Annotated in this window: 21 protein-coding genes; 14 read left to right on the top strand and 7 right to left on the bottom strand. The window is 69.2% G+C overall.

The window, feature by feature from the left end; all coding sequences use genetic code 11:
- Positions 1-100 precede the first annotated feature (100 nt).
- From mmsA to SCMU_RS05850, 4 genes are all read left to right on the top strand, one after another.
- A complete protein-coding gene (mmsA, locus tag SCMU_RS05865) occupies positions 101-1,645 on the top strand; it encodes a multiple monosaccharide ABC transporter ATP-binding protein (RefSeq protein ID WP_229232096.1) in 1,545 nt (514 codons plus the stop codon).
- Positions 1,646-1,662: 17 nt separating this feature from the next.
- Entirely contained in the window at positions 1,663-2,952 is a 1,290-nt protein-coding gene (mmsB, locus tag SCMU_RS05860) for a multiple monosaccharide ABC transporter permease (protein WP_229232095.1), read from the top strand.
- Positions 2,953-3,066: 114 nt separating this feature from the next.
- Positions 3,067-4,188 (top strand): substrate-binding domain-containing protein, encoded by a 1,122-nt coding sequence (locus SCMU_RS05855; protein ID WP_443020221.1) that lies wholly within the window; start codon positions 3,067-3,069, stop codon positions 4,186-4,188.
- A gap of 161 nt (positions 4,189-4,349) precedes the next feature.
- Positions 4,350-6,071: a hypothetical protein gene (locus SCMU_RS05850; RefSeq protein ID WP_229232093.1), complete on the top strand. Its 1,722-nt coding sequence runs from the start codon at positions 4,350-4,352 to the stop codon at positions 6,069-6,071.
- On the opposite strand, the gene SCMU_RS05845 is transcribed toward SCMU_RS05850, so the two are convergent.
- Positions 6,068-7,963, bottom strand: a complete 1,896-nt coding sequence (locus SCMU_RS05845) for a heavy metal translocating P-type ATPase (protein ID WP_229232092.1) — start codon at positions 7,961-7,963, stop codon at positions 6,068-6,070. The two genes, SCMU_RS05850 and SCMU_RS05845, sit on opposite strands and share 4 nt — an antisense overlap.
- Positions 7,964-8,047: 84 nt before the next feature.
- On the opposite strand from SCMU_RS05845, the gene SCMU_RS05840 reads away from it, so the two are divergent.
- Complete coding sequence (locus SCMU_RS05840) at positions 8,048-9,121, top strand: Gfo/Idh/MocA family protein (protein WP_229232091.1); 1,074 nt, start codon at positions 8,048-8,050, stop codon at positions 9,119-9,121.
- 153 nt (positions 9,122-9,274) lie between these two features.
- On the opposite strand, the gene SCMU_RS05835 is transcribed toward SCMU_RS05840, so the two are convergent.
- Positions 9,275-9,718, bottom strand: coding sequence for a DoxX family protein (locus SCMU_RS05835; protein WP_229232090.1), 444 nt, complete (start codon positions 9,716-9,718; stop codon positions 9,275-9,277).
- A gap of 189 nt (positions 9,719-9,907) precedes the next feature.
- On the bottom strand, positions 9,908-12,130 hold the full coding sequence (locus SCMU_RS05830; protein WP_229232089.1) for an NADP-dependent isocitrate dehydrogenase: 2,223 nt from the start codon (positions 12,128-12,130) through the stop codon (positions 9,908-9,910).
- Positions 12,131-12,423: 293 nt separating this feature from the next.
- On the opposite strand from SCMU_RS05830, the gene SCMU_RS05825 reads away from it, so the two are divergent.
- From SCMU_RS05825 to SCMU_RS05795, 7 genes are all read left to right on the top strand, one after another.
- The gene (locus SCMU_RS05825) at positions 12,424-12,657 is read left to right on the top strand and encodes a hypothetical protein (RefSeq protein ID WP_229232088.1); all 234 of its coding nucleotides are present in this window, start codon (positions 12,424-12,426) and stop codon (positions 12,655-12,657) included.
- A 200-nt stretch (positions 12,658-12,857) separates the two neighbouring features.
- Positions 12,858-13,613 carry an AfsR/SARP family transcriptional regulator gene (locus SCMU_RS05820; RefSeq protein WP_229232087.1) on the top strand — a complete coding sequence of 252 codons (756 nt, stop codon included), beginning with the start codon at positions 12,858-12,860 and terminating at the stop codon, positions 13,611-13,613.
- Complete coding sequence (locus SCMU_RS05815) at positions 13,610-14,374, top strand: hypothetical protein (protein ID WP_229232086.1); 765 nt, start codon at positions 13,610-13,612, stop codon at positions 14,372-14,374. Before SCMU_RS05820 ends, SCMU_RS05815 begins: the two co-directional genes overlap by 4 nt.
- 212 nt (positions 14,375-14,586) lie before the next feature.
- On the top strand, positions 14,587-14,781 hold the full coding sequence (locus tag SCMU_RS05810; protein ID WP_229232085.1) for a hypothetical protein: 195 nt from the start codon (positions 14,587-14,589) through the stop codon (positions 14,779-14,781).
- 125 nt (positions 14,782-14,906) lie between these two features.
- A complete protein-coding gene (locus tag SCMU_RS05805; protein WP_229232084.1) occupies positions 14,907-16,286 on the top strand; it encodes a hypothetical protein in 1,380 nt (459 codons plus the stop codon).
- Between the two features lie 55 nt (positions 16,287-16,341).
- On the top strand, positions 16,342-16,533 hold the full coding sequence (locus SCMU_RS05800) for a hypothetical protein (protein WP_229232083.1): 192 nt from the start codon (positions 16,342-16,344) through the stop codon (positions 16,531-16,533).
- 69 nt (positions 16,534-16,602) lie between these two features.
- Positions 16,603-16,806 (top strand): hypothetical protein, encoded by a 204-nt coding sequence (locus SCMU_RS05795; protein WP_229232082.1) that lies wholly within the window; start codon positions 16,603-16,605, stop codon positions 16,804-16,806.
- A gap of 77 nt (positions 16,807-16,883) precedes the next feature.
- Here the strand turns inward: SCMU_RS05795 and purH are convergent, their stop codons facing one another.
- Positions 16,884-18,587, bottom strand: a complete 1,704-nt coding sequence (gene purH, locus SCMU_RS05790; protein ID WP_229232081.1) for a bifunctional phosphoribosylaminoimidazolecarboxamide formyltransferase/IMP cyclohydrolase — start codon at positions 18,585-18,587, stop codon at positions 16,884-16,886.
- A 114-nt stretch (positions 18,588-18,701) separates the two neighbouring features.
- Here purH and SCMU_RS05785 point away from each other — a divergent pair, with 114 nt between their 5' ends.
- On the top strand, positions 18,702-19,157 hold the full coding sequence (locus SCMU_RS05785) for a DoxX family membrane protein (protein WP_229232080.1): 456 nt from the start codon (positions 18,702-18,704) through the stop codon (positions 19,155-19,157).
- A gap of 143 nt (positions 19,158-19,300) precedes the next feature.
- Positions 19,301-19,774, top strand: a complete 474-nt coding sequence (locus tag SCMU_RS05780; RefSeq protein ID WP_229232079.1) for an SRPBCC family protein — start codon at positions 19,301-19,303, stop codon at positions 19,772-19,774.
- A 31-nt stretch (positions 19,775-19,805) separates the two neighbouring features.
- Here the strand turns inward: SCMU_RS05780 and purN are convergent, their stop codons facing one another.
- The 3 genes from purN to SCMU_RS05765 form a co-directional block, all read right to left on the bottom strand.
- Positions 19,806-20,405 (bottom strand): phosphoribosylglycinamide formyltransferase, encoded by a 600-nt coding sequence (gene purN, locus SCMU_RS05775; protein ID WP_229232078.1) that lies wholly within the window; start codon positions 20,403-20,405, stop codon positions 19,806-19,808.
- A gap of 87 nt (positions 20,406-20,492) precedes the next feature.
- Positions 20,493-21,812 carry a cell division protein PerM gene (locus SCMU_RS05770; RefSeq protein WP_229232077.1) on the bottom strand — a complete coding sequence of 440 codons (1,320 nt, stop codon included), beginning with the start codon at positions 21,810-21,812 and terminating at the stop codon, positions 20,493-20,495.
- 68 nt (positions 21,813-21,880) lie between these two features.
- Complete coding sequence (locus SCMU_RS05765) at positions 21,881-23,035, bottom strand: oxidoreductase (protein ID WP_229232076.1); 1,155 nt, start codon at positions 23,033-23,035, stop codon at positions 21,881-21,883.
- Positions 23,036-23,050 lie beyond the last annotated feature (15 nt).

The following is a 23,050-nucleotide window of genomic DNA, read 5'->3' as shown; positions in this document are numbered from 1 at the left end:
AGCCTTGACGGCAAGGCCGAGGTCCTTGTTTACTTTCTATTCGTACGGCGCCCATCCGAGTCGCCGAACAACGACGTTCGAACCAGGAGGCAAGGGACGCATGGCGTCAAACGAACCTGTGATCCTCGAGATGCGGTCCATCACCAAGGAGTTCCCCGGGGTGAAGGCACTCTCGGACGTGAACCTGAAGGTGAAGGCCGGCGAGATCCACGCAATCTGCGGCGAGAACGGCGCAGGCAAGTCCACCCTCATGAAGGTGCTCTCTGGTGTCTACCCGCACGGCTCCTACTCCGGCGAGATCGTCTACCAAGGCGCGACCCAGGAGTTCAAGGACATCCGCGCGAGCGAGGCCGCGGGCATCGTCATCATCCACCAGGAGCTCGCGCTCATCCCGGAGCTGTCCATCATGGAGAACATCTTCCTGGGCAACGAGCCGGCCAAGCGCGGCGTCATCGACTGGAAGGAGGCCCGCCGCCGTTCCCTCGAGCTCCTCGCCCGGGTTGGCCTCAAGGATGACCCCGACACCCCGATCAAGGAGATCGGCGTCGGCAAGCAGCAGCTCGTGGAGATCGCCAAGGCACTCAACAAGTCGGTGAAGCTGCTCATCCTCGACGAGCCCACCGCCGCACTGAACGAGTCGGACTCCCAGCACCTGCTCGACCTCATCGTGGGCCTGAAGGGCCGCGGCGTCACGAGCATCATGATCTCCCACAAGCTCAACGAGATCGAGCAGATCGCGGACGAGATCACCATCATCCGCGACGGCAAGTCGATCGAGACGCTCAACGTCGCCCGGGACGGCGTGGACGAGGACAGGATCATCAAGGGGATGGTCGGGCGGACACTCGAGTCCCGCTTCCCCGACCACACCCCGACGATCGGCGAGGTCCTGTTCGAGGCCAAGGACTGGACGGTCCAGCACCCGGTGATCACCGACCGCCTCGTGTGCAAGGGCTCGAACTTCTTCGTCCGCCAGGGCGAGATCGTGGGCTTCGCGGGGCTCATGGGGGCCGGGCGCACCGAGCTGGCACGGAGCATCTTCGGCCACTCGTACGGCAAGTTCCTCTCCGGCCACACCTACATGCACGGCAAGGAGGTCAGGATGCACACCGTGGCACAGGCCATCGATGCCGGCCTCGGCTACGTCACCGAGGACCGCAAGACCCTGGGCCTGAACCTGCTCGACGACATCAAGACGACCACCGTCTCGGCCGCACTGAAGAAGATCACCCGCGGGCTCGTCGTCGACCGCAACCGCGAGTACGAGGTCGCCGAGCAGTACCGGAAGTCGCTGCGGACCAAGACGCCCAGCGTCGACGAGGGCGTCGCGAAGCTCTCGGGCGGGAACCAGCAGAAGGTCGTCCTCGCCAAGTGGATGTTCACCGACCCGGAGCTGCTGATCCTCGACGAGCCCACGCGCGGCATCGACGTCGGGGCGAAGTACGAGATCTACGGCATCATCCAGAAGCTCGCGAGCCAGGGCAAGGGCGTGATCGTTATCTCCTCCGAGCTGCCCGAGCTCCTAGGCCTCTCGGACCGCATCTACACGATCTTCGAGGGCGCCATCACCGGCGTCCTCACCAAGGAAGAGGCCACCCAGGAGAGCCTCATGAAGCTCATGACCCAGGCCCGCAAGGCCGCCTGAGAAGCAGAAAGACCACCATGGACGCGCTCAAGAAGCTCTTCGGCGGCAACACCCGCCAATTCGGCATGATCTTCGCCCTCGTGGCCCTGATCGTCCTCTTCCAGATCCTCACCGGCGGGCTCACGCTCACGTCGGACAACGTGATCAACCTGTTCAACGGCAACTCGTACATCCTCATCCTCGCGATCGGCATGGTCCTCGTGATCATCGCCGGGCACATCGACCTCTCCGTCGGCTCGATCGCCGCGGCGGTCGGCATCATCGTCGCGATCACGATGCGGGACTGGGGGCTGCCCTCGTGGGCAGGCTTCCTCCTGGGCCTTGCGATCGGCGCGGTCATCGGCGCGTGGCAGGGATTCTGGGTCGCGTACGTGGGCATCCCGGCGTTCATCGTCACACTTGCCGGCATGCTGATCTTCCGCGGCGTGAACCAGTACATCGGCAAGTCCAACACCGTCCCGGTGCCCACCGACTTCCAGAAGATCGGCAACGGCTACCTGCCGGAGATCGGCCCGAACACCGGCTACAACAACCTCACGCTGCTGCTCGGCATCCTCGGTGCGGCGCTGGTCGTCTTCTTCGAGCTCCGCTCGCGCCGCCAGGCCAAGGCCCTCGGCGCGGAGGTGCCCGAGACGTGGGTCATGGTCACCAAGCTCGTGCTCGTCTGCGCGGCCATCCTCTACGCGACGTACCTGTTCGCGACCGGCCGCACCGGTACGTCCTTCCCCATCCCGGGCATCATCCTCGGCCTGCTCGTCCTGATCTACGGGTTCATGTCGTCCAAGACCGTGATCGGACGCCACATCTACGCGGTCGGCGGCAACCGCCACGCGGCGGAGCTCTCCGGCGTGCAGTCCAAGAAGGTCAACTTCCTCGTGATGATGAACATGGCCATCCTCGCGGCGCTGGCCGGCATGGTCTTCGTGGCCCGCTCCACGGCGTCCGGCCCGTTCGACGGCACCGGCTGGGAGCTCGACGCGATCGCGGCCGTGTTCATCGGCGGCGCGGCGGTCACCGGCGGCGTCGGCACCGTGATCGGCTCGATCGTCGGAGGCCTCGTCATGGCAGTGCTCAACAACGGCCTGCAGCTGCTCGGCGTCGGCGCCGACCTCACCGCGATCATCAAGGGCCTCGTGCTCCTGGCCGCGGTCGCCTTCGACGTCTACAACAAGATGCAGGGCAAGCGCTCGATCATCGGCCTCCTCATCCGCGGGGCCGGCGGCGAGCGGGGTGCCGGCCAGGCCGGCACCCCGCTCCAGCCCGACGAGACCACGAAGACCAGCGAAGTCCTCGCCAAGGAGAGCTGACGCACGACGCCGGCCACTCGCCGTCGTTCGTTCCCACACCTCTCGCTTCGCACCGCGCGCTTCGGCGCGCCCCAGACTCCCCCACTCGGATCACACGAAAAGAAAGCAGGCACAATGCGCAGGTTCGGCATGTCAGGGAAGGCAAGCTCGAAGACGAAGACTGCCGCGGCAGTCGTGGCCATCGCCGCGCTGGCCCTCACGGGCTGCGGTCGCTCGGACTCGGGCAGCACCGCAGGCTCGAGCGGCAGCGCCGGCGGGTTCGCGAAGAACTCGCTCATCGGCGTCGCGCTCCCGCAGAAGACCTCGGAGAACTGGGTCCTCGCGGAGCAGCTGTTCAACAGCGGTCTCACGGACGCTGGCTTCAAGCCGGACGTGCAGTTCGCCAACAGCGGCGTCTCGGAGCAGCAGAACGAGATCTCGACCATGGTCACCAAGGGCGCCAAGGTCATCATCGTCGGCGCGATCGACGGCAAGCAGCTCGGCACGCAGCTCAAGCAGGCCAAGGACGCCGGCGCCACGGTCATCGCCTACGACCGGCTCCTCGAGAACACGAACGACGTGGACTACTACGTCGCGTATGACAACTTCAAGGTCGGCCAGCTCCAGGGCCAGGCGCTCCTGGACGGCATGAAGGCCAAGAAGGCCTCGGGCCCGTACAACATCGAGCTGTTCGCCGGCTCCCCGGATGACGCGAACGCGAAGGTGTTCTTCGACGGGGCCATGAGCGTCCTGCAGCCGAAGATCGACGACGGCACGCTCCATGTCGTCTCGGGCCAGAAGACGTTCGAGCAGGCCGTGACCCAGGGCTGGAAGGCCGAGAACGCGCAGAAGCGCATGGACACGATCCTCGCGGCGAACTACACGTCCGCCCCGCTCGACGGCGTGCTCTCGCCGAACGACACGCTGGCGCGCGCGATCATCACGTCCGTCAAGAGCGCTGGCAAGGCGATTCCGATCGTCACGGGCCAGGACTCCGAGGTCGAGTCGGTCAAGTCGATCATGGCCGGCGAGCAGTACTCGACCATCAACAAGGACACCCGCAACCTCGTGAAGCAGGCCATCGACATGGTCAGCAAGCTCCAGGCCGGGCAGACGCCGGACATCAACGACACCAAGTCCTACAACAACGGCGTCAAGACGGTCCCGACCTTCCTGCTCCCGCCGGTCGTCGTCACGAAGGCCAATGCCAAGGACGCCTACGCGAACGATCCGACGCTGAGCAAGCTCACCCAGTAGCCTGTCCCGATCAGCGCACGACGGCGACCGTCCCCTCCGCGGGGGCGGTCGCCGTCGTGTGGGGCCCGGATTTCGCCGGACGACGCCTTTACGCCCGTCGGCCCGGGGCGGAGAATCTGACCTGCTTTGGTCTCATCACCCCCCCAACGATTGGACCGGATATGAAGACTCGTCTTGCCCTGGCCGTTGCGGCGCTCGTGGGGACCCTGTCTTTGGGTGGTGGCTTCATCGCCAGCGCCCAGGCGGTCAACCCGAACCTCGGAGCGAAGTCCCACGGCCACTTCGACAACGGCAAAGCCCTCCCCCACGTCTCGGGCGGCACGGAGGTGACCTTCGACGAGGAGCGCGCGCTGGGTGCGGACGCCGCCTCGGCGGCGGCCTCCGACCTGCCCCCGGACGCCACGGTATCCGCCCTCGGCTGCGCGAACCGCGGCTCCCAGACCAACCCGCGCGTGAACCAGGACTGCACCTCCCGACGGCAGGCCGAGGAGCAGGTCGCGGTCAATCCGGTCGACCCGACCAACGTCATTGCCGGGCAGAACGACAGCAGGATCGGCTTCAACCACTGCGGCTACGACTACTCGCTCAACAGCGGCTCGTCCTTCGGCGACGGGCTTCCCCCGTTCTTCCAGCACGTGAACCCCGGCACTGGCCATACCTATGACGCCGCCAGCGACCCCAACGTCACGTTCAACGGGGCCGGGGTGGCCTGGTACTCGTGCGTGCTCTTCGACGTCAACAGCAACGCGAGCGGCCTCTTCGCCGTCCCGTCGACCGCTGCGCTGAAGGGATCGGCGTACGCGAACGTGCCGGCGGGCGCATCCAAGTACGTCGTCGCCGAGACCAACGACGGCCACACCTTCTACGACAAGCAGTTCATGGCCGGAGACCCGAGGCCCGGCGCGAAGAGCGTGTACGTGACCTTCACGGTGTTCACCTCGGATCAGAAGTGCTCCACGGGCAACAACCCGGGCGCGTACTGCAGCTCGGAGATCTTCTACTCCAAGTGGGACGGTGCCGCCCAGAAGTGGTCACCGATCGCCAACGTCAGCGGATCGTCGCCGCTGTGCACGGGAGGCAACACGTTCAACAAGAAGGCCGCCGCGGACGCGTGCAACTTCGACCAGGGGAGCATGCCGGTCGTGAACCCGAGCGACGGCAGCGTCTTCGTCACCTGGAGCAACGGCAACACCCCGACGGCCCTGAACCAGCAGCTCGGCCGTCGCATCGACGCGGATGGAACCATGGGCCCCGTGGTCAAGGTCGGTCAGGACGACGAGAGGAACCTCGCGCTCTGCGACTTCGGGCGCGGTCCCGAGGAGTGCGTGAAGTCGCTCAACGTGCGCACCAACGACTTCCCCGCCATCGCCGTCGATCCCTCGAACCCCAACCACCTCGTGACGGTCTGGCAGGACACCCGCAACGGGACTGGGGCCTACAACGTCGTCGTCTCCGACAGCAATGACGGGGGCCAGACGTGGAGCGATGCCGCCGGCGGCGGCACGGTGGTCGCGGGGGCGCCGGGTGCGGCCCTGTCCCAGCCATCGGTCGCCGTGACGCAGACGGGAACCACCGCGGTGAGCTTCTACAACGCCAATCCGTACACGGGCACGGCGGTAGGAGGCGGGACCTTCGGCTACGGCATGGTCTCCCGCGGCTCGGGCAGCACGACGTTCTCGTCCTACCGCCCGCTCAGCGACGGCCAGGCATATCCGAGCCCGCAGGCCAATGCGAGCCAGGCCGGATTCCTCGGCGACTACTCGAGCATCGCGGCGTCGACGGCGCCCGGGTCGAACCTGGTCCACGCGGTCTGGTCGGACACCCGCAACAGCAGCGCGGCGGGGCCGGATGAAGACGTGTTCATGGCGACGGCGGCACCCTAGCCGTCCCCGCCAGCACGCACGACGGCGGCCGTCCCCTCCACGGGGACGGCCGCCGTCGTCCGGGGTCGCCCTCCGCTCAGGGCGCGCAGGGCGTTGAGGATGGTCGCGAGGTCCACGAGTTCCTGGAGCAGCGCACCCGCGACGGCGGGCAGCACACCGGTCAAGGCCACGAGCATGAGGCCGACGCTGAGCGCGATGCCGAGCCAGATCGACTGGAGGGCCACGCGCACGGCATGCTGGGAGATCTCGACCGCGGCGGCCGCCTTCGAGATGTCGTCCACGAGGACCACTGCGTCCGCGGACTCGCTCGCGGCGGTCGACCCCCGGGCGCCCATGGCCACGCCGACGTCCGCGGCGGCGAGCACGGGGGCATCGTTGACCCCGTCGCCCACCATCAGCACCGGCCGGGGCTCGGCGGCACGGACGATCTCGACCTTGTCCAGGGGGAGGAGCTCGGCCCGCACGTCCGAGACGCCGAGCTGGTGGGCAATTGCCCGGGCGGTCGATGCGCCGTCGCCCGTGAGCATGACCGTGTGGCGGGCACCGAGCTCGGCGAGCCGCGCGAGCGTCGCCCGGGCCTCGGGACGGGGCAGGTCGCGCAGCACCACAACACCCGCGAAGGCGCGGTCCACGGCCACGTAGACTGCGAGCTCGCCGGGCACGAGGGGAGGCTCGACGACGTCGGCGCCGGTCTCCTGGGCGACGAAGGCCCGCTTGCCGACCAGGACACGCTGCCCGTCGATGTCCGCGAGCACGCCGTTCGTCGCGGCCTCCTCCGCGCCGGATCCGGGGAGCAGGTTGACGCCCTGAGCCGTCGCGGCCTCGACCACGGATGCGGCCAGCGCATGGGACGAGTACTGCTCGGCCGAGGCCGTGAGCGTGAGGAGCTCCTCGACGTCGAACCCGCGTTCGGGGCGGACCGCGACGAGCTCGGGGCGGCCCCTGGTCAGGGTTCCGGTCTTGTCGAACGCTGCGGTCTTCACGCGCGCGAGCAGCTCGAGGACGGCACCGCCCTTGACGATCACGCCGTTCTTCGCCGCCCGGCTCATGCCGCCCATGAAGGCCACGGGCGCGGCGATGAGCAGCGGACACGGGGTCGCCACGACGAGCACCTCAGCGAAGCGCCGCGGATCGCCCGAGAGCCACCATCCGAATCCGGCGAGGACCAGCGCGAAGAGGGTGAACGGGACCGCGTAGCGGTCCGCGAGGCGCACCACGGGGGCCCGGCTCGCCGAGGCCTCCCGCACGAGGGCCACGATCTGGGAGAACTGGCTGTCCGCGGCGCTCGCGCTCGCGCGGACGAGGGCGGCGGCCGTGCCGTTGACCGACCCGGAGAGGACCTTCTCCCCCGCCGCGCGGTCCACCGGCAGGCTCTCGCCCGTGAGGGAGGACTCGTCGAACGAGGCGGCCTCCGACTCGAGGACGCCGTCCACCGGGACCACCTCGGACGGGCGGACCACGAGAAGGTCCCCGGGGGCCACGTCCTCGAGCGGAACGTCCTCGACGGTGCCGTCCGGGAGCTGCCGGTGCGCGGCCCGCGGCGCGCGGTCCAGGAGCGCGGTGAGCTCGCGCTTGGCCCGCCCGGCGGCATAGTCCTCGAGCGCCTTTCCGCCGGAGAGCATGAGCACGATGATGACGGCCGCGATGTACTCCCCCACGAGGAGGGTCGCCACGATCGCGGTCACGGCGAGGATGTCGAGGCCCCAGTGGCCCCGGAGGATCTCCCGGACCATGCCCACGAACGTCCAGGCGGCGATCGCTCCGGCGAAGGCGCTCGCCACGATCTGCGCGGCCTCGTCCTGCCGGACCACCGCGAGGATGAGCGCCGCGACGAGGACGAGGAGGCCAGCGATGACGATCGGATAGGTGCGCACCGTGCGGAGGATCCCCATGGTTCGATCCTGCCCGTCCACGCGGCGCGAGTCCAGCGAGGCGAGGCTGGCCTCACGTGGGCGACCACATGGAAGGATGGGCGCATGACGCGTCACATCCAACGCCCCTGGCTGTCGCTGCAGACCAACGACGACCCCCTCGAGGCAACCGGACGCACGGTCCGCTGGGGCATCGTGGCCACGGGCTCTATCGCGCGGACCGTGGCGCGGGACCTCTCGCTCCTGCCCGACGCCGTGCTGCACGCGGTCAGCTCGCGGTACCACGAGCGCGCGCTCGCGTTCGCCCGCGAGTTCGGCGCCGCCCACGCCTACGCGGACCAGGGCCTGACCCCCGGCCACGTGCAGCTCGTCGAGGATCCGGACGTAGACGTCGTGTACGTCGCGACGCCGCACGGCCAGCACCACATGGTCGCGAAGGCCGCGCTCGAGGCAGGCAAGCACGTCCTCGTCGAGAAGGCGTTCACGGTCAACGCGCACGAGGCGCAGGAGCTCGTCGACCTCGCCTCCGGGAGGGGCCGGTTCCTCATGGAAGCGGTGTGGAGCCGATTCGTCCCCGGGATGCTGCGCGCGTTCGACATCATCGAGTCCGGCGACCTCGGCGAGGTCCAGTGGGTCTCCGCGGATCTGGGCTTCCCGGCGCCCAAGGATCCGGTCAACCGCATTTGGAACGTCGCCGCGGGCGGCGGGGCGCTCCTCGACCTGACGGTGTACCCTCTCCTGTGGGCCGTGGGCGCCCTCGGCTTCCCGGACTCGCTCACCGCCGTCGGGAGCCTCAACGAGGCCGGCGTGGATGAGCAGAACGCGCTCACTCTTTCCTACAGCGGCGGCCAGCTCGCGACCCTCATCTCGTCCCTCGTGGCCCATGGCCCCCGGACGGCGACGGTCGCTGGCACCGAGGGCGTCCTGACGAGCACGGGCAGCATCAACAATCCGACCGAGCTCGTGGTGCGGCGCGGGTGGGACCCGGCGCAGGTCGAGAAGATCGACGTCGTGGGCCGCGGCTACGTCTATGAGCTGCGCGAGGTGGTCCGCTGCATCCAGCAGGGCGTCACCGAGAGCCCCACCATGCCGTGGAAGCATACCCTCGACACGATGCGCCTCTTCGACGGGGTCCGCCACCAGCTCGGCATCCGCTACCCCAACGACGAACGCGGCTGAACCTCCGGAACCGATGTGGGCGCCGGCACAGCGACCGCGGCCAACGCCGCCGCGGATGGCCCGCACGACGGCGCCCCGCGCCTCCGGCGAGCGAGTCTCACCGGCGGCGCGGGGCGCGGGCGTGCGCGCCAGCGGCGCGTCGTCAGCAGCGCGTCAGGCAGCGAGGGCGGCGAGCTTGCCGGAGCTGCGGCCGAAGAGCGCTGCGTCGAGGGAGAGGCGGCCCGGTCCGACGAGCGCCACCGCTGCGGCGCCGGCGGCGAGGACGAGGACGAGCTCCATGCCGCCCTTCTCGACGAACATGCCCGCCGAGACGTGCACAAGGAAGAGCGCCGAAAGCATCTCGACAGCGAGCAGCACGCCGGCCACCCGGGTCAGGAGGCCCACGATGAGCAGCGCGCCACCGACGAGCTCCAGCCCAGCCGAGACCGGGGCGGCGAGCTGGGCGGCGGGAACGCCCATCTGGGCAAACGCGCCCTGGGCGCCGGGGATCGTGTACTCGAAGAACTTCTGCCAGCCATGCGCGAAGAACACGGCGCCGAGGGCAACGCGGAGGACGGTGCGGGCGATATCGGAGCGGACGGGGCGCGAGGCGGACATGGTGGTCCCTTCCTGTCGGTGGTCGATGGGGGCCGTTCGACGGCCACATTAACTTCAATATTCAATTGAAATTTCAACCAATGATCTCGGATCCCGCGCTGTGTGTCAAAACGGACGACGGCGCCCCGCGGCGCCGGCGAGGATCCTCACCGGCGGCGCGGGGCGCCGTCGTGCGTCAGAGACGAGGGACTACTTGCCCATGCCGTCCACGATGGCGTTGAGCGTCGGGGAGGGGCGCATGGCCGCGGTGGCCTTGGCCTCGTCCGGGCGGTAGTACCCGCCGAGGTCCACCGGGTGGCCCTGGACGGCGAGGAGCTCGGAGACGATGGCCTCTTCCTGCGAGGTCAGCGCCTCGGCGACCGGCGCGAACGCGGCGGCCAGAGCGGCGTCGTCCGTCTGCTTCGCAAGCTCCTGCGCCCAGTACTGGGCGAGGAAGTAGTGCGAGCCGCGGTTGTCGATCGTCCCGAGCTTGCGGCCCGGGGACTTGTTCTCCTCGAGGAAGGTGCCGGTAGCGCGGTCCAGCGTGTCGGCCAGAACCTTCGCGGCGGGCAGGTTGGCCTGCTCGGCGTAGAGCTCGAACGAGGGCACGAGGGCGAAGAACTCGCCGAGGCTGTCCCAGCGGAGGTAGTCCTCCTGGATGAGCTGCTGTACGTGCTTCGGGGCCGAGCCTCCGGCGCCCGTCTCGAACAGGCCGCCGCCCGCGATGAGGGGGACGACCGAGAGCATCTTGGCGCTCGTGCCGAGCTCGAGGATCGGGAAGAGGTCCGTGAGGTAGTCGCGCAGCACGTTGCCGGTCACCGAGATGGTGTCCTCGCCCTTGCGGAGCCGCTCGAGCGTATATGCCGTGGCCTCCGCCGGGGCGAGGATCTTGATCGTGAGACCGTCGGTGTTGTGCTCGCCGAGGTACTCGTTCACCTTGGCGATGAGGTTGCGGTCGTGCGCGCGGGTCTCGTCGAGCCAGAACACCGCCGGAGTGTCCGTGGCGCGGGCCCGGTTCACGGCGAGCTTGACCCAGTCGCGGACCGGCACATCCTTGGTCTGGCACGCGCGCCAGATGTCGCCCGCCTTCACGGCGTGCTCGATCAGCACGTCGCCGCCCTGGTTGACCAGCTGGACGGTGCCGTCGGCGGGGATCTCGAATGTCTTGTCGTGGCTGCCGTACTCCTCGGCGGCCTGAGCCATGAGGCCCACGTTCGGAACGGTGCCCATCGTGGTGGGGTCGAGCGCACCGTGCTCGCGGCAGTCCTCGATCACGGCCTGGTAGACGCCGGCGTAGGAGGAGTCCGGGAGGACGGCAAGCGTGTCATGCTCCTTGCCGTCGGGGCCCCACATGTGGCCGCCGATCCGGATCATGGCGGGCATGGAGGCATCCACGATCACGTCGGAGGGCACGTTGAGGTTTGTGATGCCCTTGTCCGAGTCGACCATTGCGAGGGCCGGGCCGTCGGAGAGGCCCTTCTGGACCAGGCCCTTGACGCCCTCGCGCACATCCTCGGGCAGGGCGTCGAGGCCCGCGAGGATCGAGGAGAGGCCGTTGTTGGGGCTCAGGCCGGCCGCGGCAAGCTGCTTGCCGTAGGTCTCGAAGAGCTCGGAGAAGTATGCCGTGACCACGTGGCCGAAGATGACCGGGTCCGAGACCTTCATCATGGTGGCCTTGAGATGCGCCGAGAAGAGGACGCCCTCCTCCTTGGCGCGGGCCACCTGGGCCCTCAGGAAGTCGTCCAGCGCGGCAGCGTTCATGAACGTGCCGTCCACGACCTCGCCCGCAAGGACCTTGATGCCCTTCTTGAGCTCCTTGACGGTGCCGTCCGCGAGGACGAGCTGGATCGTCAGGGAGTCGTCCGCGGGCAGGACCACGGACTTCTCGTTCGAGCGGAAGTCATCCGCATCCATCGTCGCGACGTTCGTCTTCGAGTCGGCGCTCCAGGCACCCATCGAGTGCGGGTTCTTGCGGGCGTAGTTCTTCACGGAGAGCGGCGCGCGCCGGTCGGAGTTGCCCTCGCGGAGCACGGGATTGACGGCGGAGCCCTTGATCTTGTCGTAGCGCGAGCGGATGTCCGTCTCCTCATCCGAGGAGGGGTTGTCCGGGTAGTCAGGGAGGGCGTAGCCCAAGGACTGGAGCTCAGCGATGGCTGCCTTGAGCTGCGGGATCGAGGCGGAGATGTTGGGGAGCTTGACGATGTTGGCCTCAGGCGTCTTCGCCAGGGCCCCCAGCTCGGCGAGCGCGTCGGCCTGCTGCTGCTCCGGGGTGAGGTAGTCGCCGAACACCGCGATGATGCGCCCCGCCAAGGAGATGTCACGCGTCTCGACCTCGATGCCCGCCGCGGAGGCGTATGCCTTGACGATCGGCAGGAACGAGTAGGTCGCCAGCATCGGCGCCTCGTCCGTGTGCGTGTAGATGATGGTGGCCATGGGTGGGCGCCTCCTGCGAAAGCTGGGGCAGACCGCGGCGCCGATGTGCGCGTGTGCATTCGCCGCAGTGTGCGTGGGTGCTGCTATGTCAACATCCTTAACTTACCGGAGTGCGGAAGCCATGGCCGGTTTCGTGACGAGCGGCACAGGACCGAGTGCCAACGCGTGCAGATGTCAAGGCATGCCGCGTCCGATTTCGCGTCATGATGCCGCCTAGACTTTCTCTAGGGGACAGAAGGCCCTTGTGCAAGTCACGGGGCGCACCGATGCAGCACGCTACTCAGGGGAGACCATTGGCACAGCATTCCGCCGCCGCGGACCACGGCGACGCGCACGAGAACGGGCTCGAGGAGCTCGGCGCGCTGGTGCTCCGGGTCTGGCGCGAGCCCGACGCCGCGCAGGGCCTCAGGGTGCGGATCCTCACCTCCGAGGGCCCCCGCGAGCCCGCAACCTCAGCCGTTGTGGCGGACGTCGAGTCCGCGGTCGCGGCGGTCCGCTCCTGGCTGGAAGAGCAGCAGCGCTCCTGACCCACGCTCCGGGCGCTTAGCAGACTCTCACAACCGACAGTTCACTTTGGGCTGCTTGACAGTTCTGACAAACTCGATAAATCCATTGACTGGATTATCTCCGTGTGGTCACACTGGTCTCGTTCGTCAGGGGCGCGCCGAACCTCCCACTCTGTGGGGCGGAGCTCTCTGAGAACTCCGTCAATGGGGGCGCATGAGCGATGTCGTGGGAACTTCATCTCTTGGGCTGCTGGCAATTACGCTGGCGCGGGACGTCACAGTCCGTCGGCGCCCGCCAGCAGCGGCTGATCGCTTCTCTTGCGCTGCTCGGCCCGCGCTCCCGGAGCTACCTCGCCGGCCTCCTCTGGCCCGAGAGCACGGAGCAGCAGGCAGCGAGCAGCCTCCGCGTCACGGTCTTCAAGATCCGCCACCAGCTCCCCGGCCTCCTCGCCGAGGATGCGGAGCCGCTGCGGCTCTCCGACGACGTCTACGTTGACCTCGATCGCCTGCGCGACGGCGCCGACGCGGCCCTCGCGGGTACCGAGCCGACGCTCGGCCTCACCGAGCTCCTGTACTCCGCCGAACTCCTTCCGGGCTGGTACGACGATTGGCTCCTGTTCGAGCAGGAGCGCCTCCGGCAGCTGCGCATCGCCGCCCTCGAGGCCCTTGCCCGACGCCACCTCGGCGAGGATCGGCCTGAGGCGGCCGTGGCCGCCGCGATGAGCGCGGCGGCGATCGAGCCGCTGCGCGAATCGGCGCAGGCCCTGGTGATCCGCGGCCAAGTGCGGGCAGGCAATGAGGCCGGCGCACGGCGGACCTACGAGGATTTCCGCCGTCGCCTCGCGGAGGAAATGGGCCTTGAGCCCTCCACCCGTCTCGCGCAGCTGGTCACGGCCGAGCCGCTCGAGAATGCAGGAGCCCGAGCCGTCGTCCACGCGGCGGGGAGGCAACGCCAGCCCCAGAAGGAGACCCAGTGACGCAGCATGCCATCCACCGCAGTCCCCGCCCTACCCGCACCCCCCTCCTCCGCGCCTCGGCCATAGGCCTCGTCGCCGCAGGCCTGCTCGCCGCGCAGATCGCGCCGGCGTCGGCCGATTCCGATCGCGGCGACGGCCATGGCTGGGGCCAGTACATGCATGCCTCGTCCCGCGCGATCCCGAACGCTCGGCACCCCAAGGCCGTCGACACGGACAAGGTCTGGGGGCCCCTGCGGCCCAACGGCGGCCCAGCCTCGGCGTCGGCCACGGTCCAGAACAACTGCGAAGGGTGCTCGGGCAGTGCCACGACCCTCCAGGTCCTCACCTCTCCGGGCGTGTCGACGCTCCGCGCCGACAACGTGGTGAACGCGCGCACCACCGGCAACAACGCGACGTCGACCGCCATCTCCATCCAAGTCATCGCGACGGCGGATGCCCGTAAAATCGTCGCCAACAACAGCTCGACTGCGCTCAACGTGGGCTGCACGGGGTGCGTGACCAACGGCGCGGCCATCCAGTTCATCCTCGTGGGTGTGAAGCAGCGCGAGCTGTCGTCGACCGCGCGCAGCGTCGTGTCGCACATCGAGGAGGCCCTCGCGGCGAGTCTCGACGCGAACGCGAAGGCGCCGGCAGGTCCCAGCCTGAAGGCGGCGAAGGCCCGCACATCAACGGACGAGGCCGTGCGGCAGGCCGCCGCCGTCATCGCCGCGGACACCGGCGCACAGGTCACGGCCAACGTGGACGTCAAGACGGGCAGCTGACGCCCGCCCGTCTCCCTCGCTCAAGAGGCCCCCGACCGACCGTTTTGGAACGGTGGTCGGGGGCCTCTCCCGTTCATGCACATCCAAAGTCTGCCCACGTCAGAGCGATAACGCGGCGATAACACTCTGGTAACTGGCCACCCCGTTGACTGAGGACATCGATTGGAAAGCAATCGAGTCAGAAACCGGGAAGAAATCCAGGAGTGATTCTCATGACGAAGCTGTCCATCTCGGAAGAGACCATCGAGCTGCTCCCGACGCGCGAGACCCTCGCGTGGAGCTTCCACTGGGGCAGCAACGTCGCCCTCGTGCTGGCCTCGAACTCCTCGACCGCTGCCAACCTTGGCTCGGTCTTCGCGATCGCGAACAGCACCGCTGTCCAGAACATCGGCGTTTCGCAGCACTAGACCCGGCGACGCACCCACCCAAGCGCTGCGGGGGCCCTTCGGCAGCCCCCAACCTTGCAGGGGCCCCCGCAGCCTTCCCCCCCGATGTGCACACCGTTCGCTGACCTCCGAGAGGATTCGACACCATGGCACTCCAGGAACCCGCGATCCGCCGGGATGACCCCGACGATGACCGCAGCGTCCGCTGGATGCGTGCCGACGGCGTCGAACTCTTGGGCGAGGCTACCGGAACGGGCCTGACCAAGCCGGTCTACTTGGTGCGCCGGGCCGACGGCCAGGTGGCTCAGCTCAGCCGGCTGCTCTACCTTGTCCTCGAGAGCTCCTCGGAGCCGAGCGAGCCGGCCGCAATCGCCCGCCGGGTCTCAGAGGCCTGCGGGCAGGAACTGGACGCCGAAGGCGCCTCCACCCTGGCCGAGCGGCTCTCCCCGATTGGGTTCCTCACGCGGGATGACGCTCCCCCTCCGCCGAAGCTCGCCACGGCGACGCCCCTTCTCGCGCTAACGGTCAAGGGAACGCTGATCCCCAAGCGCGCTGTCCACTTCCTTGCGGACATCTTCAGGCCGCTCTTCGCGACCCCCATCGTCATCGCCGCGGTGATGGCCCTCGCGGCTCTTGACACCTACCTCTTCCTGAGGGCAGACGCCTTCTCAGCCCTGCAGGCCGTGCTTGTCACGCCGGCGATGCTGCTCTCGCTGTATGCCCTGCTCCTCGCGGGCACCATCTTCCACGAGATTGGGCATGCGGCCGCGTGCCGCTACGGCGGCGCAGATCCAGGCGTGATCGGGGTGGGCCTGTATCTGGTCTTCCCGGCCTTCTATACGAATGTCACGGACTCCTACCGCCTCGGCCGCGCAGGCCGCATCCGAACCGACCTCGGGGGCCTGTACTTCCATCTCATCTGGGTCCTCACCGCCGGCGTCGGATTCCTCACCACCGGCAGTCCGCTGCTGGTCATGCTCATCATCGCCACGCAGATACAGATGATGCAGCAGCTCCCGCCGTTTGTCCGGCTCGACGGGTACTTCGTCCTGGCGGACCTCGCGGGAGTCCCCGACCTGTTCGCAAGGGTCAAGCCGGTCATCGCGAGCCTCATCCCGGGCCGCCCAGCGGACCCCCGGGTAAGCGAGCTAAAGCCGTACTCCCGGTGGATCGTCACCGCCTGGGTGCTCGTCGTGATCCCGTTCCTGACCATCGTCATGGCGTGGCTCGTCCTGACGCTGCCGATCATCATCGAGCAGACGGTGGGCGCCGCCACCCTCTATCTGACGACCCTTCTGAACTTTGTCCAGAACGGGCAGCTCGTAGAGGCCCTCCTCTCGGCGCTCGGGCTGTTCCTCCTCGTCCTGCCGGTGGTAGGGCTCTGCGCCATCCTGGCCCAACTCGTCACACGACTTGTCCGCTGGGCCTCAGCCCGGTTCACCGCCGAGCGGGGACACCGTGCCGGGCTCGGACGCCACACGCGGCGTAACCCCCGCCACCGGCAGGTGCCAACTGGCCACGCCTGAGGCGGCCCACAGACCATGCAATGCACCTACGAGACCCCGGAAGGAGGTGAACACCATGATGGATCTTACGGCTGAGACCGTGGAACTCCTCCCTTCGCGCGACACGCTCGGATGGGGCAGCGTCCACTTCGGAGACAACCTCGCACTCGTTCTCGCGAGCAATTCGTCGACCGCGGTCAACTTCCTGAGCATCGGCGCCTTCGCGAACAGCGGCGCGATGCAGAACATCGGCGTCTCGCAGCACTGAGTCTGACGCAACAGAGACCGGGTGCCCGGCTTGCCGGGCACCCGGTGCGACACACCAAGGAGTTGAGTCATGGTCCCCCATGCTGTAACCCCGAGCGAGTTGCGTGCGGAAACGGCGCTCCTGCTCCCAGAGCGGGATACGCTTCTGACGATAAACATCAACATTGCACCGATCGTCGGAGTGAATCTCGCGTTCGCGATCAACGCGGCAACCATCGGTTCGACGGCGAACGCCGGTGCCTGGCAGAACATCGTCAGCTGGCAGCGCAACTAGCACCGCCTTACCGTGACGGCGCGCCCCCCGAATCGGGAGCGCGCCGTCGTCGTGTGTGTGTGGCACCTTCAAGCGTGTCAGTGGAAGAAGTGCCGCGCCCCCGTGAAGTACATCGTGATCCCGGCGGCCTTGGCGGCAGCGACGACCTCGTCGTCGCGCACCGACCCGCCGGGCTGGACGACGGCCTTCACGCCGGCGTCGATGAGGATCTGCAGACCGTCCGCGAAGGGGAAGAACGCGTCCGACGCCGCGACCGCGCCCCTCGCGCGCTCGGGAGCCACCGCGGCGCCGCCCTCGGCGCCCTGTGCGCCGCCTGCCGAGTCGACCTCAGACGCAACCTCGACACCGAGGGTGTTGGCCCGCTCCACCGCGAGCCGGCACGAATCGACCCGGTTGACCTGGCCCATGCCGATGCCCACGGAGGCGCCGTCGTGTGCGAGGAGGATCGCGTTGGACTTGGCGGCGCGGGAGGCGCGCCACGCGAAGGCGAGGTCGGCGAGGGTCGCGTCGTCGGCAGCCTCGCCGGCGGCGAGGGTCCAGGCGGAGGGGGCATCGCCGTCGGCCGCGAAGGTATCGGTGACCTGGACGAGCACGCCGCCGGAAATCTGCTTGATCTCCGTGGGATAGCGGCCATAGCCCTCCGGGAGGGCGAGGAGGCGGATGTTCTTCTTCTTGGAGAGGATCTCCACGGCCTCGGGGGCGAAGTCCGGGGCGATGACCACCTCGGTGAAGATCCCTGAGAGCGTCTCGGCCATGCCCTTGCTCACCGTGCGGTTCGCCGCGACGACGCCGCCGTAGGCCGAGACCGGGTCGCATGCGTGGGCCTTGCGGTGTGCGTCGGCGATGGGGTCCTCGGCGTCCGGGGAGGCGACGGCGATTCCGCACGGGTTGGCGTGCTTGATGATGGCCACGGCGGGCTCGTCGAAGTCGAAGGCGGCCCGCAGGGCGGCGTCGGCGTCGACGTAGTTGTTGTAGCTCATGGCCTTGCCGTGCAGCTGGTCTGCCTGGGCGATGCCCGCCGGGGCTGCCTTGTCGACGTACAGGGCCGCCTGCTGGTGCGGGTTCTCGCCGTAGCGGAGAACCTCGGAGCGCTCGAGCGCGAGGCCGGCATAGGCGGGCCAGTTGACCACACCATCGCCGTCCTCGTCCTTGAACTGGCTCGCGGTCCACGTGGCCACCGCGGTGTCGTAGGCCGCGGTGTGCGCGAACGCCTTGGCCGCGAGGCGCTGACGGGACTTGAGGTCGAATCCGCCGGCCTTCGCCGCGGCAATGACATCGCCGTAGGTTCCGGGGTCCACGACGATCGCGACGGCGGCGTGGTTCTTCGCGGCCGAGCGAACCATCGCCGGGCCGCCGATGTCGATCTGCTCGACGACGTCGTCCATCGCCGCACCGGAGCGGACGGTCTCGACGAACGGGTACAGGTTCACCACGACCAGGTCGAACGGCTCGATCTGCATGTCCTCGAGCGTCTGCACGTGCGCCGGGACGCGGCGGTCCGCGAGGATTCCGCCGTGGACGCGCGGGTGGAGGGTCTTGACGCGGCCGTCCAGCATCTCCGGGGAGCCCGTGACCTCCTCGACCTCCTGGACCGGCACGCCCGCCGCGGCGATGCGCTTCGCGGTCGAGCCCGTCGAGACGATCCGTACCCCAGCCTCGTTCAGACCGATGGCGAGCTCCTCGAGGCCCGTCTTGTCGTAGACCGAGATGAGGGCCCGGCGGATGGGGACGCGGTCCAGCTCGATGGAACGGGAGGCAGACGCAGCGGTCTCAGGGCTCACGGACAACTCTCCTGAAAGGTAAGCGAGCGGGAAAGGTGGGTTCGGAGCCAGTCTATCGCCTAGGCTGAACGCGGAACGGAACCGAGGGCCGTACCTGCGGCCGAGGAGGAAGCCATGGGATTCAAGCTCAGCCACGCCGTCCTGCGTCTCGTCACCGGCGCGTACATGGTCAACTCGGGGGTCGGCAAGCTCTCGCTCGACGAGGAGCATGCCGAGAAGCTCCAGGCCATGACCTCGAACGCGTTCCCGCAGGCAAAGCAGTTGCCCGCCGCGACGTTCGGCAAGGTCCTCGCCGGCACCGAGATCGGCCTCGGCGCCGCCTTGCTCGCGCCGTTCGTCCCGACCAGGCTGGCCGCCCTGGCGCTCACGGCCTTCTCGGGCGGCCTCCTCGCGACCTATCTCAAGACGCCGGGCCTCACCCAGCCGGACGGCATCCGCCCCACCCCCGCGGGCGTGGCCATGGCCAAGGACTCCTGGCTCGCCGCCATCGGCGTTGCCCTGCTTGTGGACCGCAGCCACCGGCGGCCCGCCAAGGAAACCAAGGCAGCCAAGGCGCTCAAGGCCAAGTAGTCCGCTCTCGGGCACGGATCTTCGCGCCCTGCGGCAGCGGTCACTCGGCTGAGGCTTCCCGCTCGCGAGTCGGGTGTTTGGATGCATGCGGGCCGGGGTAGCCCCCTGAAGTCCATCCAACCCCTACCGACGAGGAGCATCGCATGTCCACCGTGCAGGAAGCCATCGACGTCATGGTGCCAGTGTCCACGGCCTACAACCAGTGGACCCAGTTCGAGTCGTTCCCCGAATTCATGGGCGGAGTCGAATCCGTTGTCCAGCAGGACGACACGCATCTCCGCTGGACCACCAAGGTGGCCGGCCACCAACGGGAGTTCGACACGGTCATCACCGAGCAGCACCCCGACAAGCGCGTCGCGTGGAAGAGCGTCGACGGCGTCGATCACGCCGGCGTGGTGTCCTTCGAGCCGCTCAGCGACCGGGAGACCCGGGTGAAGGTCGAGTTCCAATGGGCGCCTGACTCAGCCATGGAGAAGGTGGGTGCCGCCTTCGGCGCCGACAACGCCCAGGTGAAGAAGGACCTGAAGAAGTTCAAGGAGTTCGTCGAGTCGAACGGCGCCACGGGAGCGTGGCGCGGCCATGTGGACTCCGGTCCGCAGACCGGCGACACCTTCTGACCGTCCGGCAGACGCCGTCGTGCGTTGTGGTTCAGAGAGCTGAGTCCGCGACCGCGGGCGCCTTCAGCTCCCCGGCCGCGAGCCGCCGCAGCACGTCGATGAGGAGGCGGCGCTCCACCACCTTGATGCGCTCGTGCAGGGCGTCCTCGTCCTCGCCGTCCGCGACCGCGACGGCCTCCTGGGCGACGATGGGACCCGTGTCCACGCCGGCGTCCGCCCAGTGGACCGTGCAGCCGGTGACCTTGACGCCGTAGTCGATCGCATCCCGGACCCCGTGCGCGCCCGGGAAGGCGGGCAGGAGCGCGGGGTGCGTGTTGAGGTAGCGGCCGCCGAACCGGCTGATGAAGTCCGCGCTCACGATCCGCATGAAGCCACTCGAGACGACGACATCCGGGGTGTATGAGGCGACCTTGTCCGCGAGCGCGGCGTCCCACTCGGCGCGCGTGGGGAAGGAGTTGAAGTTGACGACGAAGGTCTCGATGCCGGCCTCGTCGGAGCGCTCGACGCCGTAGGTGCCCTCGCGGTCGGCGCCGACGGCGGCGATCTCCACGTCGAGCTCGCCACCCTTGACGGCGTCGATGACCGCTTGGAGGTTGGAGCCGGTGCCGGAGACGAGGACCACGATGCGCATGGCGTCCACCTTACCGGCGGGCCGCAGGCTGTGCGGCGTGCTTGCCGAGGAACCGCTGGCCGGGCGCCACACGACCCGATCTCGGCGTCACGCGACCCGATCTCGCTGGGCCGCCTCGGTGCTGCGGGAGCGCTCGAGCCACGGGCCGACGGCGTACCCGAGGCACGCGCCGACGGCGGCCTCGGCGCCGACCCACGCGGCCATCCACAGCGGGTTCACGCCGAGCTCGGTGAAGCGCCCCACACCTACGGACCCGCTCGTGAGCCACGCGAGCACCCCCGCGAGCGCGCCTGCGACCATCCCGACGAGCGCGCCGAGGACGATCGCCGAGACGGGCGCGGAGAACCATCTCGCCCGGACCTTGATCGAGAGCCATTCGTCGAAGTGGTCCTCGCCCTCGCGCACAAACCACCACCCGGCCAGCAGCCCGGCCAGCACGGGGACCACCAGGGCCGCGGGTCCGAACACCAGTGGACCGGTGGGGATGGCGGCGAGGACCGGCACGGGGGGCAGGGGGCCCACGGCCGTGGCGAGCGCCCCGGCGGTCGAGCCCGTCCCGAGCGTCACACCCGCCCCGGAGGCCCACCCCAGGGTCCACACCACGAGGTGCGGGAGGTAGCCGAGCTGCCCGAGGGTCATGGCGGCCCCACCGACGGCATCCGCACCCACCCCCTCGTAGACCGTGACGGCCTCGGCCCAGTGTCCGAACAGGTCGACGGCGAGCAGCGCCGCAGACAGGCCGAGCGCACCCACGACCGCGACGAATCCGGCGCGGAGCACGGCCCACGCGTAGCTGCCGGCCCACCGCGAGTATTGGCCGGTCCGTGCGATCCAGTCGACGGCGTCCACGCCGATGAGTCTGGCCCACGAGCCGGCCTCGCGCCGCGCGCCAGCCACGAGCCCGATGCCCACGGGCAGGAGCGGGATGAGGGTCGCGCCCACCATGCCCACGCCGATCTCCGGCGTGCGGCACACGAACGCGGTCGCGAACGAGAACGCCGCGTAGGCCCCGGCCGCGCCGGCAAGGCCCTGCCACAGGGTGTCGGCGTAGGACGCTCGGGCCAGACGCCGCCCGGCGCGCCAGGCGAGGAGCACCGGGATGAGTGTGAGCCCGAGCGGGACGAAGGAAAGTGTGCCCGCCACGGACTGGGCGGCGCCCTCCGCCGTGACTGAGGCGAGGCTGAGCTGGAGCGGTACTCCGTGCGCGAGGAGCCACACCTTGCCCGCGAGCCGGGCCACCTCCTCCACGGGCCACGTCCCGAGGCCACCGGTCGCCCACACCCCGAACACCGTCACGAGCGTGAGGACGGCGGAGATCAGGATCGCCTGGATCGCCTCCACGACTCCCTGGAGCCAGAGCGGCATGGGGAGCCCGCGGAGCCCAGACTGGTCGGCGCGGAGTTTCATCGCCCTCCACTGTGCCACGGTTGCGCGGGCTGGCGCGTCAGGCACACCGGGGGCGGGGGGAGCGGGGGTCAGGAGAGGCTCAGCCGGTCCTCCGCGCTGAACGGTCGGATCTCGCCGGTGCGGCCGTCGCGGACCTTCGCCACCCAGGCCGGGTCCGAGAGGAGCACGCGGCCCACGGCGACGAGGTCGAACTCGCCGCGCCCGAACTGCTCCAGGAGCGCGTCCAGGCCGCGCACCTCGGAGCGGCCGCCGTCCTGCCACGTCACCTCGAACTCGTTGTCGAGGCCCACGGAGCCCACCGTGATGACCGGCAGGCCGGAGAGCCGCTTGGTCCAGCCGGCCAGGCCGAGCCGCGCGTGCTCGGAGTCGGGAAGGTCGGGGAACGCGGGCTCCCAGTGGCGCCGGGTCGAGGGGTGGAACGCGGAGACCCCAGCCTCGGCGAGGGTCCGCAGGATCGTGCCCAGCTCGTCGGGCGTCTCGGCGATGCGGGCGCCGTAGTCGCCGGACTTCCACTGGGAGAAGCGGAAGATCACGGGGAAGTCGGGCCCGACGGCGGCGCGGACTGCCGCCGCGACCTCGGAGGGGAAGCGCAGGCGCGCCTCGAGGGAGCCGCCGTACTGGTCCTCGCGCTTGTTGGTGCCGGCCCAGAGGAACTGGTCGAGCAGGTAGCCGTGGGCGCCGTGCAGCTCGACGCCGTCGAACCCGGCGTCCTTCGCCGCAGCAGCGGCGCGGGCGAAGTCGTCCCGGATGCGCGCGAGCTCCTCGATGGTCGCGGCGCGGCCGCGGGCGCTGCCGTTGGGGGCGATCCCGGACGGGCTCAGGCTCGGCAGCTCCGGATTGAACTCGGCGTGGTCGCCGCGGGCCGCGCCGAGGTGCCACAGCTGCGGGACGATCCGGCCGCCGGCGGCGTGGACCTCCGCCACAAGGCGCGTCCACGCGGCCAGCTGCGCGTCGCCGAAGAGGCGCGGCACCCGGGTGCTCGGGCCCGAGTCCTCGGACACGTACACGCCCTCCGTGATGAGGAGCCCGACGCCGGCCGCGGCGCGGCGCGCGTAGTACCCCACGACGTCGTCTGTCACCGTGCCCTCCGGCGAAAACTCCCGGGTCATCGGCGCCATAACGAACCGGTTGGGCACGTGCAGGGTCCCGAGGTCGAACGAGGTGAACAGGGCCGAGATGGGCGCGGCCGCGGAGGGGGCTGCGGTGGTGTCCTCAATGGTCATACAGGGCCCAACCGG

The organism is Sinomonas cyclohexanicum (assembly GCF_020886775.1).
In the GTDB taxonomy this organism is placed as follows: Bacteria; Actinomycetota; Actinomycetes; order Actinomycetales; family Micrococcaceae; genus Sinomonas; species Sinomonas cyclohexanicum.
Note: the sequence above shows the minus strand (reverse complement) of the source record. Positions and strands in the feature narration are given on the sequence as shown.

Coding starts and splice junctions, on each gene's coding strand:
- SCMU_RS05835 (WP_229232090.1), bottom strand. CDS start 9,718: ATGTCCGCCTCGCGCCCCGTCCGCTCCGATATCGCCCGCACCGTCCTC.
- mmsA (WP_229232096.1), top strand. CDS start 101: ATGGCGTCAAACGAACCTGTGATCCTCGAGATGCGGTCCATCACCAAG.
- SCMU_RS05855 (WP_443020221.1), top strand. CDS start 3,067: ATGCGCAGGTTCGGCATGTCAGGGAAGGCAAGCTCGAAGACGAAGACT.
- SCMU_RS05805 (WP_229232084.1), top strand. CDS start 14,907: ATGGCACTCCAGGAACCCGCGATCCGCCGGGATGACCCCGACGATGAC.
- SCMU_RS05785 (WP_229232080.1), top strand. CDS start 18,702: ATGGGATTCAAGCTCAGCCACGCCGTCCTGCGTCTCGTCACCGGCGCG.
- SCMU_RS05810 (WP_229232085.1), top strand. CDS start 14,587: ATGACGAAGCTGTCCATCTCGGAAGAGACCATCGAGCTGCTCCCGACG.
- SCMU_RS05840 (WP_229232091.1), top strand. CDS start 8,048: ATGACGCGTCACATCCAACGCCCCTGGCTGTCGCTGCAGACCAACGAC.
- SCMU_RS05830 (WP_229232089.1), bottom strand. CDS start 12,130: ATGGCCACCATCATCTACACGCACACGGACGAGGCGCCGATGCTGGCG.
- SCMU_RS05770 (WP_229232077.1), bottom strand. CDS start 21,812: ATGAAACTCCGCGCCGACCAGTCTGGGCTCCGCGGGCTCCCCATGCCG.
- SCMU_RS05850 (WP_229232093.1), top strand. CDS start 4,350: ATGAAGACTCGTCTTGCCCTGGCCGTTGCGGCGCTCGTGGGGACCCTG.
- SCMU_RS05765 (WP_229232076.1), bottom strand. CDS start 23,035: ATGACCATTGAGGACACCACCGCAGCCCCCTCCGCGGCCGCGCCCATC.
- SCMU_RS05820 (WP_229232087.1), top strand. CDS start 12,858: ATGTCGTGGGAACTTCATCTCTTGGGCTGCTGGCAATTACGCTGGCGC.
- SCMU_RS05795 (WP_229232082.1), top strand. CDS start 16,603: ATGGTCCCCCATGCTGTAACCCCGAGCGAGTTGCGTGCGGAAACGGCG.
- mmsB (WP_229232095.1), top strand. CDS start 1,663: ATGGACGCGCTCAAGAAGCTCTTCGGCGGCAACACCCGCCAATTCGGC.
- SCMU_RS05780 (WP_229232079.1), top strand. CDS start 19,301: ATGTCCACCGTGCAGGAAGCCATCGACGTCATGGTGCCAGTGTCCACG.
- SCMU_RS05800 (WP_229232083.1), top strand. CDS start 16,342: ATGATGGATCTTACGGCTGAGACCGTGGAACTCCTCCCTTCGCGCGAC.
- purN (WP_229232078.1), bottom strand. CDS start 20,405: ATGCGCATCGTGGTCCTCGTCTCCGGCACCGGCTCCAACCTCCAAGCG.
- SCMU_RS05845 (WP_229232092.1), bottom strand. CDS start 7,963: ATGGGGATCCTCCGCACGGTGCGCACCTATCCGATCGTCATCGCTGGC.